At 72.2% G+C, this 14,750-nt stretch carries 15 protein-coding genes and 1 tRNA gene; 4 read left to right on the top strand and 12 right to left on the bottom strand.

Features of this window, described 5'->3' with window-relative positions; genetic code table 11:
* Window positions 1–80: 80 nt before the first annotated feature.
* The 3 genes from nadE to JOD95_RS16745 all read right to left on the bottom strand — a co-directional run bounded on the left by nadE (window position 81) and on the right by JOD95_RS16745 (window position 1,395).
* On the bottom strand, window positions 81–908 hold the full coding sequence (nadE, locus tag JOD95_RS13555) for an ammonia-dependent NAD(+) synthetase (RefSeq protein WP_209685458.1): 828 nt from the start codon (window positions 906–908) through the stop codon (window positions 81–83).
* Window positions 909–984: 76 nt separating this feature from the next.
* Window positions 985–1,152, bottom strand: coding sequence for a hypothetical protein (locus JOD95_RS13550; protein ID WP_209685457.1), 168 nt, complete (start codon window positions 1,150–1,152; stop codon window positions 985–987).
* 114 nt (window positions 1,153–1,266) lie between these two features.
* The gene (locus tag JOD95_RS16745) at window positions 1,267–1,395 is read right to left on the bottom strand and encodes a hypothetical protein (RefSeq protein WP_268746754.1); all 129 of its coding nucleotides are present in this window, start codon (window positions 1,393–1,395) and stop codon (window positions 1,267–1,269) included.
* Between the two features lie 454 nt (window positions 1,396–1,849).
* Between JOD95_RS16745 and JOD95_RS13545 the strand changes: the two genes are divergently transcribed.
* Window positions 1,850–2,986 carry an AI-2E family transporter gene (locus tag JOD95_RS13545; protein ID WP_209685455.1) on the top strand — a complete coding sequence of 379 codons (1,137 nt, stop codon included), beginning with the start codon at window positions 1,850–1,852 and terminating at the stop codon, window positions 2,984–2,986.
* Between the two features lie 480 nt (window positions 2,987–3,466).
* On the opposite strand, the gene argG is transcribed toward JOD95_RS13545, so the two are convergent.
* The 7 genes from argG to JOD95_RS13510 all read right to left on the bottom strand — a co-directional run bounded on the left by argG (window position 3,467) and on the right by JOD95_RS13510 (window position 10,097).
* The gene (gene argG / locus JOD95_RS13540) at window positions 3,467–4,906 is read right to left on the bottom strand and encodes an argininosuccinate synthase (RefSeq protein ID WP_209685453.1); all 1,440 of its coding nucleotides are present in this window, start codon (window positions 4,904–4,906) and stop codon (window positions 3,467–3,469) included.
* Between the two features lie 130 nt (window positions 4,907–5,036).
* Window positions 5,037–5,111: transfer RNA gene (locus tag JOD95_RS13535), tRNA-Arg, on the bottom strand.
* A 13-nt stretch (window positions 5,112–5,124) separates the two neighbouring features.
* Complete coding sequence (locus tag JOD95_RS13530) at window positions 5,125–6,228, bottom strand: epoxide hydrolase family protein (RefSeq protein WP_209685452.1); 1,104 nt, start codon at window positions 6,226–6,228, stop codon at window positions 5,125–5,127.
* 10 nt (window positions 6,229–6,238) lie between these two features.
* Window positions 6,239–7,075 carry a pentapeptide repeat-containing protein gene (locus JOD95_RS13525; protein ID WP_209685450.1) on the bottom strand — a complete coding sequence of 279 codons (837 nt, stop codon included), beginning with the start codon at window positions 7,073–7,075 and terminating at the stop codon, window positions 6,239–6,241.
* 216 nt (window positions 7,076–7,291) lie between these two features.
* Window positions 7,292–7,786: an HNH endonuclease gene (locus JOD95_RS13520; RefSeq protein ID WP_066656516.1), complete on the bottom strand. Its 495-nt coding sequence runs from the start codon at window positions 7,784–7,786 to the stop codon at window positions 7,292–7,294.
* A 377-nt stretch (window positions 7,787–8,163) separates the two neighbouring features.
* The gene (locus JOD95_RS13515) at window positions 8,164–9,111 is read right to left on the bottom strand and encodes a C40 family peptidase (RefSeq protein ID WP_066656519.1); all 948 of its coding nucleotides are present in this window, start codon (window positions 9,109–9,111) and stop codon (window positions 8,164–8,166) included.
* 290 nt (window positions 9,112–9,401) lie between these two features.
* The gene (locus JOD95_RS13510; protein WP_066656523.1) at window positions 9,402–10,097 is read right to left on the bottom strand and encodes a metal-dependent transcriptional regulator; all 696 of its coding nucleotides are present in this window, start codon (window positions 10,095–10,097) and stop codon (window positions 9,402–9,404) included.
* A gap of 165 nt (window positions 10,098–10,262) precedes the next feature.
* Here JOD95_RS13510 and serC point away from each other — a divergent pair, with 165 nt between their 5' ends.
* Window positions 10,263–11,381: a phosphoserine transaminase gene (serC, locus tag JOD95_RS13505; RefSeq protein ID WP_209685448.1), complete on the top strand. Its 1,119-nt coding sequence runs from the start codon at window positions 10,263–10,265 to the stop codon at window positions 11,379–11,381.
* 69 nt (window positions 11,382–11,450) lie between these two features.
* On the opposite strand, the gene JOD95_RS13500 is transcribed toward serC, so the two are convergent.
* Both JOD95_RS13500 and JOD95_RS13495 read right to left on the bottom strand, forming a co-directional pair.
* Window positions 11,451–12,140, bottom strand: coding sequence for a DUF3027 domain-containing protein (locus JOD95_RS13500; protein ID WP_209685447.1), 690 nt, complete (start codon window positions 12,138–12,140; stop codon window positions 11,451–11,453).
* The gene (locus JOD95_RS13495; RefSeq protein WP_066656529.1) at window positions 12,140–12,517 is read right to left on the bottom strand and encodes a cold-shock protein; all 378 of its coding nucleotides are present in this window, start codon (window positions 12,515–12,517) and stop codon (window positions 12,140–12,142) included. Before JOD95_RS13495 ends, JOD95_RS13500 begins: the two co-directional genes overlap by 1 nt.
* A 55-nt stretch (window positions 12,518–12,572) precedes the next feature.
* On the opposite strand from JOD95_RS13495, the gene JOD95_RS13490 reads away from it, so the two are divergent.
* Window positions 12,573–12,872 (top strand): hypothetical protein, encoded by a 300-nt coding sequence (locus JOD95_RS13490; RefSeq protein WP_066656531.1) that lies wholly within the window; start codon window positions 12,573–12,575, stop codon window positions 12,870–12,872.
* Between the two features lie 28 nt (window positions 12,873–12,900).
* Window positions 12,901–14,667 carry a helicase-associated domain-containing protein gene (locus tag JOD95_RS13485; RefSeq protein ID WP_209685445.1) on the top strand — a complete coding sequence of 589 codons (1,767 nt, stop codon included), beginning with the start codon at window positions 12,901–12,903 and terminating at the stop codon, window positions 14,665–14,667.
* Window positions 14,668–14,750: the final 83 nt, after the last annotated feature.

The following is a 14,750-nucleotide window of genomic DNA, read 5'->3' as shown; positions in this document are numbered from 1 at the left end:
ACACGGTCGCACGCACGACGGGAGGCGCGGTGCAGGTCGGGACCTGCACCGCGCCTCCCGTCCGGTCCAGCGCTGTGGCGCTACGCGCCCTGCTGCCACCAGCTGTCGAAGGGCGTCGCGGGCACGCGACGCTTGTGCTCGGTCGCTCGGTAGCGCGACTCGATCGCCTCGGCGACCTCGTCGGGGACGTCGTGCCCCTGCAGGTACGCGTCGATCTCGACGTAGGTCAGGCCGAGGTTGGCCTCGTCGGTCTGCCCGGGCAGGTCGTCGAGCAGGTCCGCGGTCGGCGCCTTCTCGTACAGGCGAGCCGGCGCCCCCAGGTGCTCGAGGAGCTGCCGCCCCTGGCTCTTCGTCAGCCCGGTCAGCGGGGTGAGGTCGACGCCGCCGTCGCCGTACTTCGTGAAGAAGCCCGTCACGGCCTCGGCCGCGTGGTCCGTGCCGACGACCAGCAGTCCGCGCTGCCCGGCCACGGCGTACTGGGCGACCATGCGCATGCGCGCCTTGACGTTGCCCTTCACGAAGTCGCTGAGCGCGACGCCGGACGCCGCGGTGTCCTGCACCACGCCGTCGACGCCGTGCTCGATGTTCACCACGATGCCGGGGTCGGCGTCGATGAACTGCAGCGCGAGCTGCGCGTCGTCCTCGTCGGCCTGCACCCGGTACGGCATGCGGACGGTGACGAACTCGGCCTCGCGTCCCTCGGCGCGGAGGGACTCGACGGCGAGCTGGGTGAGCCGCCCCGCGAGCGTGGAGTCCTGCCCGCCGCTGACGGCGAGGACGAATCCCTTCGCGCCGGTCGTGGTCAGGTAGTCACGCAGGAACGCGACACGGCGGGCGACCTCCTGCTCGGGGTCGATGGTCGGCTGGACGTCGAGGTCCGCAGCGATGGTGGCTTGGAGTTCACGCACCCGACCAGTATCCCGCCGCACCGTCGCGCACGACCGGATTCACCGGAGCCACGCGGCTGGTGTTCACCCGTTCGACTCAGGCGACCGTCGGGGCGCCGGGGTGCCGGATGGTGTTGTCGTGGTCGGCACCGATCGCGCACGTGCAGACCACACGGAGCATCTCGTCGGTCCGGGTGAGCCGGAAGCGTTCCACGTGCGGCGGGCCGACGTGACGGTCGAACGGATGGGTGTCGTGGTCGTGCACGTCGGGTCCTCCCTGATCCGGGTCCCGCTGGTGAGACGGGACGGGCCACACGGCCCCTGCCGAGGATCATCCGCGCGCAGGCAGGACGGCGCGAGCCCCCGTCCGGGGGCCGCGTCAGACCTGCTCGCCGAGGAAGTCCGCGTACGAGGGTTCGTCGTGCTCGGGACCGGCGGGCACGGAGGCGTCCGAGGTGCCGCCGACGCGGTCGGCGATCAGCTCGGCGACCTCCTCGGGTGAGCGCATGCCGTGACGGTGCCAGTCCTCGACGGGACGGGGCGTCACGAGAGCACCTGCAGGGTCGTGGCGGCGAAGGTGGAGACGGGGGTGCGGGTGTGCCCCGCCGGGAAGTCGAGGTGCGTGCAGCACGGGTACGTGGCGGTCATGAGGACCAGCCCTTCATCGAGGTGTTGCTCACCCCGGATCCGACCGGGCCGTCCCGCTGTGCCAGACCCCGCGGACCGCGAGGGCATCGTGACGACGGGACCCTGTGAGTGAACCCGGTGACCCCAGCGTAGAAGCGGGACAGGAGCGCGTCCAGGTCGATGCGCTTAGCGGCGTCCCCGGACGTCCCCGGCCGCGGGTCGGCTGCGTCGGGACCGCGGGTCGGCTGCGTCGGGACCGCGGGTCGGCTGCGTCGGGACCGCGGGTCGGCTGCGTCGGTAGCGTGGGAGGCTCCGCACCACCACCGAGGAGCCTCATGCCCCTGTTCGGCAACCACCCCACCACGTCCGACGCGACACCGGGACCACTCGCCCGCAAGTGGACCGACGGGTTCGGCAGTCTCGCGACCCGGTGCCTGCAGGTGATCGTCGTGCTCGTGATCGCGATCGGCATCGTGTACGCCGCCGCGACCCTGAGCGTCGTGACGATCCCGGTGCTCCTCGCCCTGATCATCGCGTCCGCCATGCACCCGGTCGTGTCCTGGCTCCGACGGCACAAGGTGCCCTCGGTGCTCGCGACCCTCGCGGTCCTGCTCGGCGTCCTCGTCGTGCTCGGCCTCGTCGGTTGGCTGATCGTCGTCGCGGTCATCTCGCAGTGGCCCGACCTGCAGAAGTCGGCGATCAGCGGTTTCCAGCAGCTGCAGGACACCGTCGCGCACCTGCCGTTCTCGATCTCCGACCAGCAGGTCGACCAGGTGGTGAACGGCGTCCAGGACTTCCTGACCAGCTCGCAGTTCGGGTCGGGCGCCCTGGCCGGGGCGTCGGCCACCGCGAACTTCCTGACCGGCCTGGTGCTGATGATCGTCGTGCTGTTCTTCTTCCTCAAGGACGGGCCGGCGATCTGGGAGTTCCTGCTCCGTCCGTTCACCGGCGCCCGGTACGAGCGTGCACGCCGCGTCGGTGACCGCGTCGTGCAGACCCTCGGCGGCTACGTCCGCGGCACGGCGAGCGTCGCGGCGGTCGACGCGATCGGCATCGGCGTCGGGCTGGCGATCGTCGGGGTGCCGCTCGCGCTCCCCCTCGCCGTCGTCGTGTTCATCACCGCGTTCATCCCGATCGTCGGCGCCACCGCCGCGGGCATCCTCGCCGCGCTCGTCGCCCTCGTCGCGAACGGCCCCGTGGCCGCGCTGATCGTCGTGGGCATCGTGGTGCTCGTCAACCAGCTCGAGGGCAACCTGCTGCAGCCGGTGCTGATGGGCAAGACGCTCAAGCTGCACGGCCTGGTGATCCTGATCGGCCTGACCGCGGGCACCGTGCTCGCGGGCATCACCGGCGCGATCATCTCGGTGCCGCTCCTCGCGGCGGCCTGGGGCGCCGTGCAGGTGTGGGGCGGTCCGGACCGGCCGGCGGAGCCGTGGCGCCAGAAGCGGCCGGAGACCGCCGAGCGGCGGTAGCGGGCCCCACGGGACGGACGGGAGGCGCGGTGCCGGTCGGTACCGCGCCTCCCGTCCGTCGTGTGGGCGCGTCGGCGGCTGGTCGCGGCAGCGCGGCGCTGTCGTACGACGCGGCCGCTGTCGCACGACGACGGTGATGTCGCACGAACCGACCTCGCTCGTGCCGGATCGGCCGAAACGACACCGCCGCTGTCGCACGACGACGGTGATGTCGCACGGCCCGACCCCCACTCCCGACGCGAGGGACGTCCCGCGCCGAAGCACCTGTCGATCGACCCGCGCGATGTCGGCCGATGCACCCGCGACCGATGCAGGCGCACAGGACGACACCGCGCACGTCGTTCGACGCGCGCAACGTCGAAGTGCGCGTGTGCACGCCGCTCGGAAGAGCCACACGCCCTCTCCCGACGCACGCCACGGACGACGAACGGGAGCCCCTGCGCGCGGCAGGGGCTCCCGTTCGTGTCGGTGCGGTGTGTGTCAGTCGGTACCGGAGTCGAAGGCGGCGCCCTCGGACGCGGCGTCCGTCGCGCGACCGAGTGCCTCGTCCTCGCTGGACACGACGGCTCCGCCGAGGATCTCCTCGGCCTCGCCCGACTGCAGCTCGCCGACGAGTTCGCCCGTCGCGCCGCCGATCAGCCCGGCCGCCGCGTACTGCTCGAGGCGCGAGCGCGAGTCCGCGATGTCGAGGTTGCGCATCGTGAGCTGCCCGATGCGGTCGTCCGGACCGAACGCTGCGTCGCCGACACGCTCCATCGAGAGCTTGTCCGGGTGGTACGACAGCGCCGGACCCGTGGTGTCGAGGATCGTGTAGTCGTCACCACGCCGCAGGCGCAGCGTGACCTCACCGGTGACGGCGGAGGCGACCCAGCGCTGCAGCGACTCGCGCAGCATGAGGGACTGCGGGTCGAGCCACCGGCCCTCGTACATCAGACGTCCGAGACGACGACCCTCGTTGTGGTATGCCGCGACCGTGTCCTCGTTGTGGATCGCGTTGAGCAGACGCTCGTAGGCGATGTGCAGCAGGGCCATGCCCGGCGCCTCGTAGATGCCGCGGCTCTTGGCCTCGATGATGCGGTTCTCGATCTGATCGCTCGCGCCGAGGCCGTGGCGACCACCGATGGCGTTCGCCTCGTACACGAGCGCGACGGCGTCGGCGTACTCGACGCCGTTGATGGCGACCGGGCGGCCGGCCTCGAAGCGGACCGAGACCTCTTCGGTGGCGACCTCGACGTCGTCACGCCAGGCAGCGACGCCCATGATCGGCTCGACGATGTCCAGACCGCTCGAGAGCTCCTCGAGGCTCTTCGCCTCGTGCGTTGCTCCCCAGATGTTCGCGTCGGTCGAGTAGGCCTTCTCGGTGGAGTCGCGGTACGGGAACCCACGGGCGACGAGCCACTCGCTCATCTCCTTGCGACCGCCGAGCTCCTCGACGAACTCGGTGTCGAGCCACGGCTTGTAGACGCGCAGCCGCGGGTTGGCCATCAGGCCGTAGCGGTAGAACCGCTCGATGTCGTTGCCCTTGTAGGTGGAGCCGTCGCCCCAGATGTCGACGCCGTCCTCCTTCATGGCGCGGACGAGCATCGTGCCCGTCACCGCGCGGCCGAGCGGCGTCGTGTTGAAGTAGGTCTTGCCGCCGGAGCGGATGTGGAAGGCACCGGTCTGCAGGGCGACGAGGCCCTCTTCGACCAGGGCGCTCTTCGCGTCGACGATGCGGGCGATCTCGGCGCCGTACTCCTTCGCGCGACCCGGGACGGCGTCGATGTCCGGCTCGTCGTACTGGCCGATGTCGGCCGTGTACGTGCAGGGCACCGCTCCCTTCTCGCGCATCCAGGCGACCGCGCAGGAGGTGTCGAGACCTCCGGAGAACGCGATGCCGACTCGTTCGCCGACGGGGAGACTGCTCAGGACCTTGGACACGGGGTCAATCGTACGGGGCGCTGGGCCCGGGCTACCGTCCAGGGCGACGGTTGTGGAGAACCCGTTCCGGCCCAGACGACGGCTGGTGCCCCTGGACGAGCACTGCAGGGACACGAACCCCGACTCGACGTGGTGCCCCTGGAGGGACTCGAACCCCCAACCGTTTCCTTAGGACGGAACTGCTCTTCCATTGAGCTACAGAGGCTGGCCCGTCCACTCTAGCGGCGGTACGGCTCCAGGAACGCGCAGACCTCGTCCACGAACAGCTCCGGCTGCTCGAACGGCGCGAAGTGCCCGCCCCGGTCGAGTTCGTGGTGGTGCACGAGGTTCGTCGTGCGCTCGAGCCACTCCCGCGGAGCCCGCACGATGTCGCCCGGGAACACCGAGAACCCCGACGGCACCTCCACCCGTCGACGCAGTTGCGTAGCGGGGATCGCCGCGTTCGCGTGGTACATCCGCATGGAGGACCCGATCGTCGCCGTCGCCCAGTACTCGGTCAGCAGCGCCAGGACCTCGTCCCGCGTGTACACCGACCACAGGTCGCCGCCGCAGTCGCTCCACGACCGGAGCTTCTCGACGATCCACGCAGCGAGACCCGCGGGTGAGTCGGTCAGCCCGACGGCGGCGGTCTGCGGCTTCGTGCGGTGCATCATCGCGTAGGCGCCCTCGGCGGTCCGCCACCGCTCGGTCGCCTGCACGAAGGCCCGCTCCGCCGGGGACAGCTCCGTGGTGTCGATCCCGGGCCACGCCAGCCCGCCGTCGATCCGGTGCACGGCGACCACACGGTCGGGGTGGTCGAGTGCGAGGTACCGGACGACGTGCGTCCCGATGTCCCCGCCGGACGCAGCGAACCGGTCGTACCCGAGGTCCGTCATCAGTGTCGCCCACATGCCCGCCACCTCTCGGGCATCGAGCACGCGCGGTGGCGCGTCCGAGAACCCGTACCCGGGCATGTCCGGCACGACGACGTCGAACCCGGCCTCGACGAGCATCGGCAGGACCTTGCGGTACCGCCACCCGGAGTCCGGCCACCCGTGGGCGAGCAGCAGCGGGAAGGCGTCGGGACGGCCGGATCGCGCGTGGAGCACGTTCACCCGGACGCCGTCGACGACGTGCCGCTCGGACGGCAGCGCGGCGAGCTGCTCCCGGTGCCCGTCGAAGTCGAACCCGTCGGCCCAGTACTCGACCAGCGACCGGAGCTCGTCCACGTCGACGCCCAGCGACCACCCGGTGCCGGCGGGCGCGTCCGGCCAGCGGGTGGCGCGGAGTCGGACACGGAGGTCCCCGATCGTGGCGTCGTCGATCACGGGCGTCTCGCTCATGGCTCGCACGCTACGCGCCGCCGCTGCCCCAGTGCGACGGGCGGACGACGTCAACTGGGAGCCGCGTGCGCTCGTCGCCCTGCGCCGCGTTGACCTGCATCTGGGTCAGGAAGAGGGAGCCCGAGAGGTCCGCCCCGTGCACGCGCGCACCACGCAGGTCCGCGCCGAGCAGGTCGACTCCGTCGAGGTCGGCCCCCGAGAGGTCAGCGCCGATCAGGTACGCGCCGCGGAGGTCCGCCCCGCACAGGCTGACGCCGTGGAAGCGCCGACCCATCAGGTCGGCCCCGGGCGACAGGACCGCGGGCAGGACCGTCGCGTACCCGCCCCGCACCTCGGCGCTCACCTCGACCAGGACCGCGCGGACCTCCTCGTGCAGCCCGACCAGGTCGAGCCCGAGGACCACGGTCGGCCCCTGCCCGATCGCGTCCTCGATCCGCTCCACCAACGCTGCCGACGCCTCGGGCTGGAGCCTGCGGACCGCGCCCTCGGCCAGGTACCAGAGGAGGTCGTGGAGCTGTCGGACGACACGGAAGACGGCGAACATCTCGACCCGCACGTCCTGGCGCTGGTGCCGGTCCACGCCACCGTAGAGCTGTCCGGTGACGCGCTGTCCGGCACCGGCGCAGTCGAAGACGGTGCAGCCGCGGTACCCGCGTGGCCGGAGTGACTCGTGGACGGTGCACGAGAAGTCGTCGGCGAGGTTCCGGCACGGGTCGCCCGGCGCCTTGTCGACGGGGAAGTCAGCGGACCGCGTGAAGCCGAACGCGGCGCAGCAGAGGGCCGCGCAGGACCCGCAGTCGGCGCGCAGGTCGGCGCGGTCGGGTCCGGGGAACGAGGAAGAGGTCATCGGTGGTCGTCCAGTGTGTCGAGGTGGAGGTGGCGACGGCGGGGACTCCCGAGGAGTCCACCCGCAGGGCACACGCGACCACCGCCTCCTGGACGAGGCGACGAAGCAGCTGGGTCACAGCGATGAGCGGATCACTGCGGCCAGACTACGCGACGGACGGGAGGCACGGGGCGGCCCCGCCACGCGCCTCCCGTCCGTCGCGACGCCGGGCCGGCGCTACGCGGCCACCAGGTACTCGTCCCACTCCGACTGCGGACGCTCGATCCCCCGCACCACCCAGGACGCACCGTGCGGCGCCTTCGGCCGGAAGCGCAGCCGCCACCCCATCTCCTGCGGGGTGCGGTCGCCCTTCGTGTTGTTGCAGGCCAGGCAGCAGGCGACGAGGTTCTCCCACGAGTCCTGGCCGCCGCGCGACCGGGGCTGCACGTGATCGATCGTGGTGGCGTGCCGGTCGCAGTAGGCACAGCGGTTGGCGTCACGCCGCAGCACCCCGCGGCGCGAGACCGGCACGAGTCTCGCGTGCGGGATCCGCACGTAGCGGGTCAGGATGATGACGGACGGACGATCGAAGCTCGCGGAGGACCCCGAGACCGGGTGGTCGAGGTCGGCGGCGATGACGGCGGCCTTCTGGTTCATGACCAGCACGAGGGCCCGTCGGTCCGAGATCACCGCGAGGGGCTCGTAACCGGCGTTGAGGACGAGAGTGCGCATGGGTTCCCTTCCGACGGTGCCTGGACGGCTTCCAGGCGCTGCGGGTGCGTCGGGTCGATCGACGTCGACAGGGGACCGCGACCTGTGACCACGCCCTGAACCACGAAGAGCACCACCCGGATGGGCAGTGCTCTCGTCAGACAGGGGCGTGATGGTGCACGCAGGGGGCGGTCGACCGTATGTCCACGAGCGCGCGCCGACCCGTGGTGCGGGTCGTGCGGAACGCTGACATGAGGTCTCCCGTGTTCGGGCCGGATCGGACCGGTGCAGCACCAGGGTACGTCGGAAACCGGCCCGACACGAGGGTGTGCGGACCGGTTTCCGGGAGTGTTCACGGGAACGACACCAGGGTCGTCACCGTCGTGCGGGTGCTCGGGTCAGATGCCGAAGCGCACGATGTGGTAGCTGCTCGTCCAGATCGGGCGGATCGAGACGGAGCCACCGGGCTTCGGCGCGTCCATGATCATGCCGTTGCCCATGTAGAAGCCGTCGTGCGAACCGTCGTTGAAGATGACGACGTCGCCCGGCTGCGCCTGGGACTCGGGGATCGTGGTGCCCGCGGCGTCCTGCAGCGGGACCGAGTGCGGCAGGCTGATGCCGTACTGCGCGTAGACGTACATGATGTAGCCCGAGCAGTCGAAGCCGGACGGGTCCGCGCCGCCGAAGACGTACGGGGTGCCGATGTACTGCTTCGCGGTGGCGACGACGGCCGGCAGCGAGAACGGAGTGTTCGCGGCGGCCGCCGTGGTGGCGATCTCGTTCGCGGACGGGCCGCTGTACGACGAGTACTGCTTCGCGGTCTGCGCGCGCGCCGCCTGGGTCGCTGCGGCCTGGGCCTGCGCAGCCGCGGCCTGCTCGGCGGCGGCCTTCTGCGCGGCCTCGGCGTCGAGGGTGGACTGCGCGGTCGCGCCGTAGCCGTCACGCGACGTCCCGGCGAGGGCCACGGCGTCGGACACCGAGAACTGCTGTGCCTGGGTCGTGCGGACCTGGCGCTGCGCGTCGGCGGCGGTCGAACCGGTCTGCTGCGTCGCGGCGAAGGCCGGGGCGACGGCCACGGTGCCGAACATGCCGGCGGCGACCGTCAGCACGACGGGGGCGAGGAACCGGCGCTTGCGGGCCGAGCTGCTCGCCTTGGCGGTCTCGGCGGCGCGGGCGGCCTGCGCAGCGCGACGGCCGCCGGGGAGCGGGGCGTCGCGGACGGGGGTGATGCGACGGGCGGGGGCTTCGGTCTGGCGCGCGGCCCGCCGGGTGAGCGGGGCGTCGTTCGCGGTGTTCGTCGGGTTGGCGGGCGTCTGGTCGTCCGCGGCGGAACCGGTCTGCGTCAAGGGTGGTGTCTCCGGCGTCTCGTCACCGTCTCCGCCTGGGTCAGGGCGGAGGGGCGGACCCCATCCGTTCGTCATCGTTTCCGATCGAGGCAGGAGACGGGTTCGAGACGTCCTGCCACGGGTCCTGGGCCTCGTGGGCGGCCCGGGGACTCGACGAGTGTACGTGGGGGCCGTTACCTTGTCGAGATGAAACGACGGTTCGGTAACGGAACGATCACGAACCCCTGATCAGCGGCGATCGACCCTCGTGACCTTGTGCCGATTCTCAGGCTCGGACGGCGCCCCGACGGTCAGTCCCGCTCGATGTAGACGTGCTGCGCGACCTCGGTCGGCAGCTCGATGCCGGCGTCCTCGCCGTCCACCCGGACCGCGACGTACGCACCGGCGCGCTGCACCCGGGCGACACGGCCGGGCATGACGCCGGCGGTGCGCAGCTGGTGCAGCAGCTCGGGCTCGAACTGCACCGGTTCGCCCAGGCGACGCACGACGCCGACCGCGACGGCGTCCGTGCCGTCGGTCGCCGCGACGATGTTCTGCACACCGTCGAGGAACTGTCCCGCCGTCGGTCCACCGATCTCGGCGAGCCCGGGGATCGGGTTGCCGTAGGGCGACTCCGTGGGGTTGCCGAGCATCTCGAGGAGTCGGACCTCGACCTGCTCGCTCATCACGTGCTCCCAGCGGCAGGCCTCGTCGTGCACGAAGGCCCAGTCGAGTCCGATCACGTCGGCGAGGAGCCGCTCGGCCAGCCGGTGCTTGCGCATCACGTGCGTCGCCCGCGAGCGCCCCTCACCCGTGAGCTCGAGGTGGCGGTCACCGGAGACGACGACCAGACCGTCGCGCTCCATCCGCGCGATCGTCTGGGAGACGGTGGGACCGGAGTGTCCGAGACGCTCGGAGATGCGCGCGCGCAGCGGCACGATCCCCTCTTCCTCGAGGTCGAGGATCGTCCGCAGGTACATCTCCGTGGTGTCGACGAGATCGGTCACGGTCCGCCTCTCATGTCTGGGCCCAGCCCGATCCACCCTACTTGAGCAGTGCGACAAGACCGCACCGACGGGCGCGCTCCACGGCCTGGAGGCGCGGGTCGGGTCCGCCCCGTCCGGCCGGTCCAGGGTCGGTGACGGTGGGATACCGCTCGCTAGGATCGGCGCATGGCAGACATCGTCATCCCCGCCGAACTCCTCCCGACCGACGGACGCTTCGGCTGCGGCCCGTCCAAGATCCGCGGCGCGCAGCTCGAGTCACTCGTGACCCGCGGGGCGACGATCCTCGGGACGTCCCACCGCCAGAAGCCCGTGAAGGACCTCGTCGGCAGCGTCCGCCGCGGCCTCGCCGACCTCTTCCAGCTCCCGGACGGCTACGAGGTCGTCCTCGGCAACGGCGGCTCGACCGCGTTCTGGGACGCCGCCGCCTTCGGGCTGGTCGAACGTCGTGCCGAGAACCTGTCCTTCGGCGAGTTCGGCTCGAAGTTCGCCAAGGCCACGGACACCCCGTGGCTCGAGACCCCGCACGTCGTCGAGGCACCCGGCGGCTCGCTCGCCGCGCTCGAGCCCGTCGAGGGCGTCGACGTCTACGCCTACCCGCACAACGAGACCTCGACCGGCGTCATGGCGCCCGTCGTCCGCGCTGCGGGTGACGACGGCGCGCTGACCGTCGTCGACGCCACGAGCGCCGCCGGTGGTGCCGCGTTCGACGTCACCGCGACCGACGTCTACTACTTCGCACCGCAGAAGAACTTCGCCTCGGACGGAGGGCTGTGGCTCGCCCTGTTCTCCCCCGCCGCGATCGAGCGCGTCGAGCGCATCGCCGCCTCGGACCGCTACATCCCGGAGTTCCTCTCCCTGCAGAACGCCGTCGACAACTCGCGGCTCGACCAGACACTGAACACCCCGGCGCTCGCGACCCTGCTGCTGCTCGACGACCAGGTCGACTGGATCAACCAGTCCGGTGGTCTGGCGTGGGCCGACACCCGCACGAAGACGTCGTCGTCGACGATCTACGACTGGGCCGAGGCCTCCGACCACGCCACCCCGTTCGTCACCGACCCCGCCCACCGGTCGCAGGTCGTGGCGACGATCGACCTCGACGAGTCGATCGACGCGAAGGCCGTCGCCGCGACGCTCCGCGCGAACGGCATCGTCGACACCGAGCCGTACCGGAAGCTCGGCCGCAACCAGCTCCGTGTCGCCACGTTCACCGCGATCGACCCGGACGACGTGGCGAAGCTCGTGCGGGCGATCGACTTCGTCATCGGCGAGCTGCGCGGCTGAGGCGCCAGCACGGACGGACGGGAGGCGCGGTGCCAGCTGGCACCGCGCCTCCCGTCCGTCCGTGGCGCGTCAGGCGCCGTGGCGCTCCGGGTCCGTCTCGGACGGGTCGAGCCGGTCGAGCTCGAGGTCCTGGTCGGGGTCGGTCGGCCGGACGCGGGAAGCCCGACGACGCGAGCCGCGGGAGCGCACCGGAGCGGGGTCCTCGGCGACGTCGTCCGCCGCGTCGTCATCGGAGTCGTCGTCCGCCGCGTCGACGTCGACGCCGTCGAGCTCGTCGTCGTCCGACTCCGCGAGGTCGTCCTCGTCGTCCTCGAACTCGTCGTCGTCGTCGTCGTCGTCCGAGGCGTCGTCGTCTGCCTCGTCGTCGTCCGGGTCGTCGTAGTCGGACTCCTCGGCGTCGTCGAGGTCGTCGTCCTCGTCCGACTCGTCGTCGTCCTCGTCGTCCGACTCGTCGTCGTCGTCCTCGTCCGCCTGGCCGGCGCGGTACTCCGCCATCCGGTCCGCCCACGGCACCCAGTCCGGAGCGACCAGCGAGCCGTCGCCCGGCATCAGCTCGACCTCGAGCACGGTGGGCTCGTCGCCCTCGACCTGCGCGATCGAGACCGTCCAGCGCCACCCGGGGTAGCCGGGCATCCGGTTCGAGAACAGGACCGAGACGACGCCGTCGCCCTCGTCCACGGTGCCGACCGGCTGGCCGACCGTCGACTCCGGCGTGACCTCGAGCAGCGCCTTCCGCGCGAGCTCCGTGTGGTCGACCATCAGGCGTCCAACTGGTCTGCGACGTGGCGCAGGATCGCGGCGAGGCGTTCGCCGTTCTTCGGGTAGCGCCCGTGGCGCAGGTCGCCGCTGACCCGGTCGAGCTCCTTCACCAGGTCCTCGACGATCACCGCCATGTCGTCGGCGGAGCGGCGGGACATCTTCGCGAGCGAGGGCGCCGGCTCGAGCAGCCGCACGGACAGCGCCTGCGAGCCCTTCTTGCCCTGCACGACGCCGTACTCGAGGCGGGTGCCGGCCTTGACCGAGGTGACGCCGTCCGGCAGCGAGGACGCGTGCAGGAAGACCGGCTCACCGTCGTCGCCGGTGATGAACCCGAACCCCTTCTGGTCGTCGTAGAACTTGACCTTGCCGGTGGGCATGCGTGGACTCCTCGTGGTCGTGGAACGGCCGTGGTGCGTCGGATATCCTGGGCCGATGGCCAAGCCGACCCGATCCACCGGGAACACGCGCGAACCCGCGGACACCCCGGTGACGTTCAATCGTACCGAACGCGTCCTCGGGTTCATGATCGGCGGCATCTTCATCGCCGGTCTCCTCTGCATCATCGCGATGGTCGTGATGTGGCTGACCGTCCCGAGCGCCAACGGATCGATGCCCTGGCCGGTGATCATGGCGGTCCCGCTCATCGGTCTGCCCATCGGCATGGTGCTGGTCCTCGTCCTGCTCGGACTGACCTGGACCAAGCGCGCCCGCGAGAACCGGTCGGACCGCTGAGGACCCGCGCGGACCGGAGCGGCGGACGATGACGACCACCGCCGACCTCGCCGCTCGGCTGCGGGGGATGTCCGACGACGAGCTGGAACGGCTCGTGGTCGCCCGCCGTCTGCCCGCGGCCGTCCTCGCCGAGTCCGGCCCGCAGCACGCGGCCGACTTCTTCGACCTCGCCGAGGCGCTGCGCACCGACGACGCCGTCGACGCCGCGCTCGAGCACCTGCCCCGGGCGACCCTCCTCGCCCTCCGCGACGGGTCGGCCGACGCCGACGCGCTCGCCCCGGCGGTCGCGCTGGGCCTCGCCGACGACGCGGGCGCGGTGGACGACGCCGTCGCCGGACGACTGGCCGCCCACGCCGAGGTCGCCGACCTCCGGCCGGGAGGCACGGCACCGGTCCGCCCCGCCGCGCCCGACGAGCAGGTGGCCGACCAGGAGCGCGCCCGCGCGACCGGCGCGGAGCGTGCGTTCACGACGATGACGGTGCTCGCCGAGCTGCTCCGCGCGGTCGACGCCGGCGAGGTCCGCGAACTCGTCAAGGGCGGCATCGGCACGCCGCTCGCCCGGACCCTCGGCGAGCGCGTCGGCACCGACCCGGACGTCGTGCCGGACCGGCTCACGCTGCTGGACCGCACCGGCCTCGCGCACCCCGGCGAGGGGCGCTGGGCCGTGTCGTCCGAGGGGCGCACCTGGCTCGTCGCGGCCTGGCCGGACCGCTGGGTGGACCTGGCCGGGCGGTGGTGGCGCTCGCTCGACCCGGCCGTGCACGACGTGCTCCGGGCGGCCGACGACGACCTGCACGACCTGGTCGCCGTCGGACGCTGGGCCTTCCCGGCGGGCGCCCGGTGGCTCGACGCCGTCCTGCTCGACGTCGCCGGCACCGCCGAGGTCCTCGGGCTCGCGGTCGACGGCACGGTGACGGCGACGGGCCGAGCGGTCCTCGACGGCGATGCCGACGCCGCAGCCGACGACCTGCCGCCGACCGTCGACGGCGTCTACCTGCAGCACGACCTGACGGTCATCGCCCCGGGGCCGCTCACTCCCGCCGACGACGACGCACTCCGGAGCGTCGCCGACCTCGAGGCGCCGGGGTTGGCCGCCCGGTACCGCGTCTCCGAGGACTCCGTGCGGCGGGCGTTCCGGGCCGGCAGCACGCGGGAGGACCTGCTCGCGCTGCTGGACCGGCTCTCGGCGACCGACGTGCCGCAGCCCCTCACCTACCTCGTCGACCAGGTGGCGTCGCGGGACGGCGGCCTCGTGGTCGACGTCGCGCCGGACGGTCGCGGGGCGGTCGTGCACGGGACGCCGGACCAGCTCGACCTGGTCGGGGTCGACGCCGAGCTGCGCCAGCTCACCTGGGAACGCGCCGACCTGACGACGCTCACCGCCCCGCACCCGCCGCACGTGGTCCACGCGGCGCTCGAGGAGCAGCGGTACCCGGCCGTGCTGACGGCCGCTGCCCGCCCCATGACCTCGGACGCGCCTCCCGGCCGTCGGCGTGGTGGCGCCGGTCGGACGCCGGAACAGGCCGCCCACGCGCTCGTGGAACGCCTGCGCCTGACGACGGAGCGCGGCGACGCGGAGCCGGAGCAGGAGTGGCTCGGGCGGCAGATCGACCTGGCGGTGCGCGGGAAGACGCCGATCCGGCTGACCGTCCGCATGCCGGACGGGTCGGAGCGACCGATCTCGATCGTGCCGACGTCGGTCGCCGCCGGGCGGGTCCGCGGCCGTGACACCGCGGTCGACGTGGAGCGGACGCTGCCGCTGTCGCTCGTCGTCGCGGTCGAGAGCGAGGCCTGAGCCGCGCGTCCCTGCACAGCCGCGCCCCGCGAGCCGTTTCTCCACCGTTGCGCACCGGGGGCGGCGGCTCGCAGCCGCGCCGC

Source organism: Curtobacterium sp. 1310 (assembly GCF_017834105.1).
Lineage (GTDB): Bacteria > Actinomycetota > Actinomycetes > Actinomycetales > Microbacteriaceae > Curtobacterium.
This window is presented reverse-complemented; position numbering and strand designations above follow the sequence as displayed.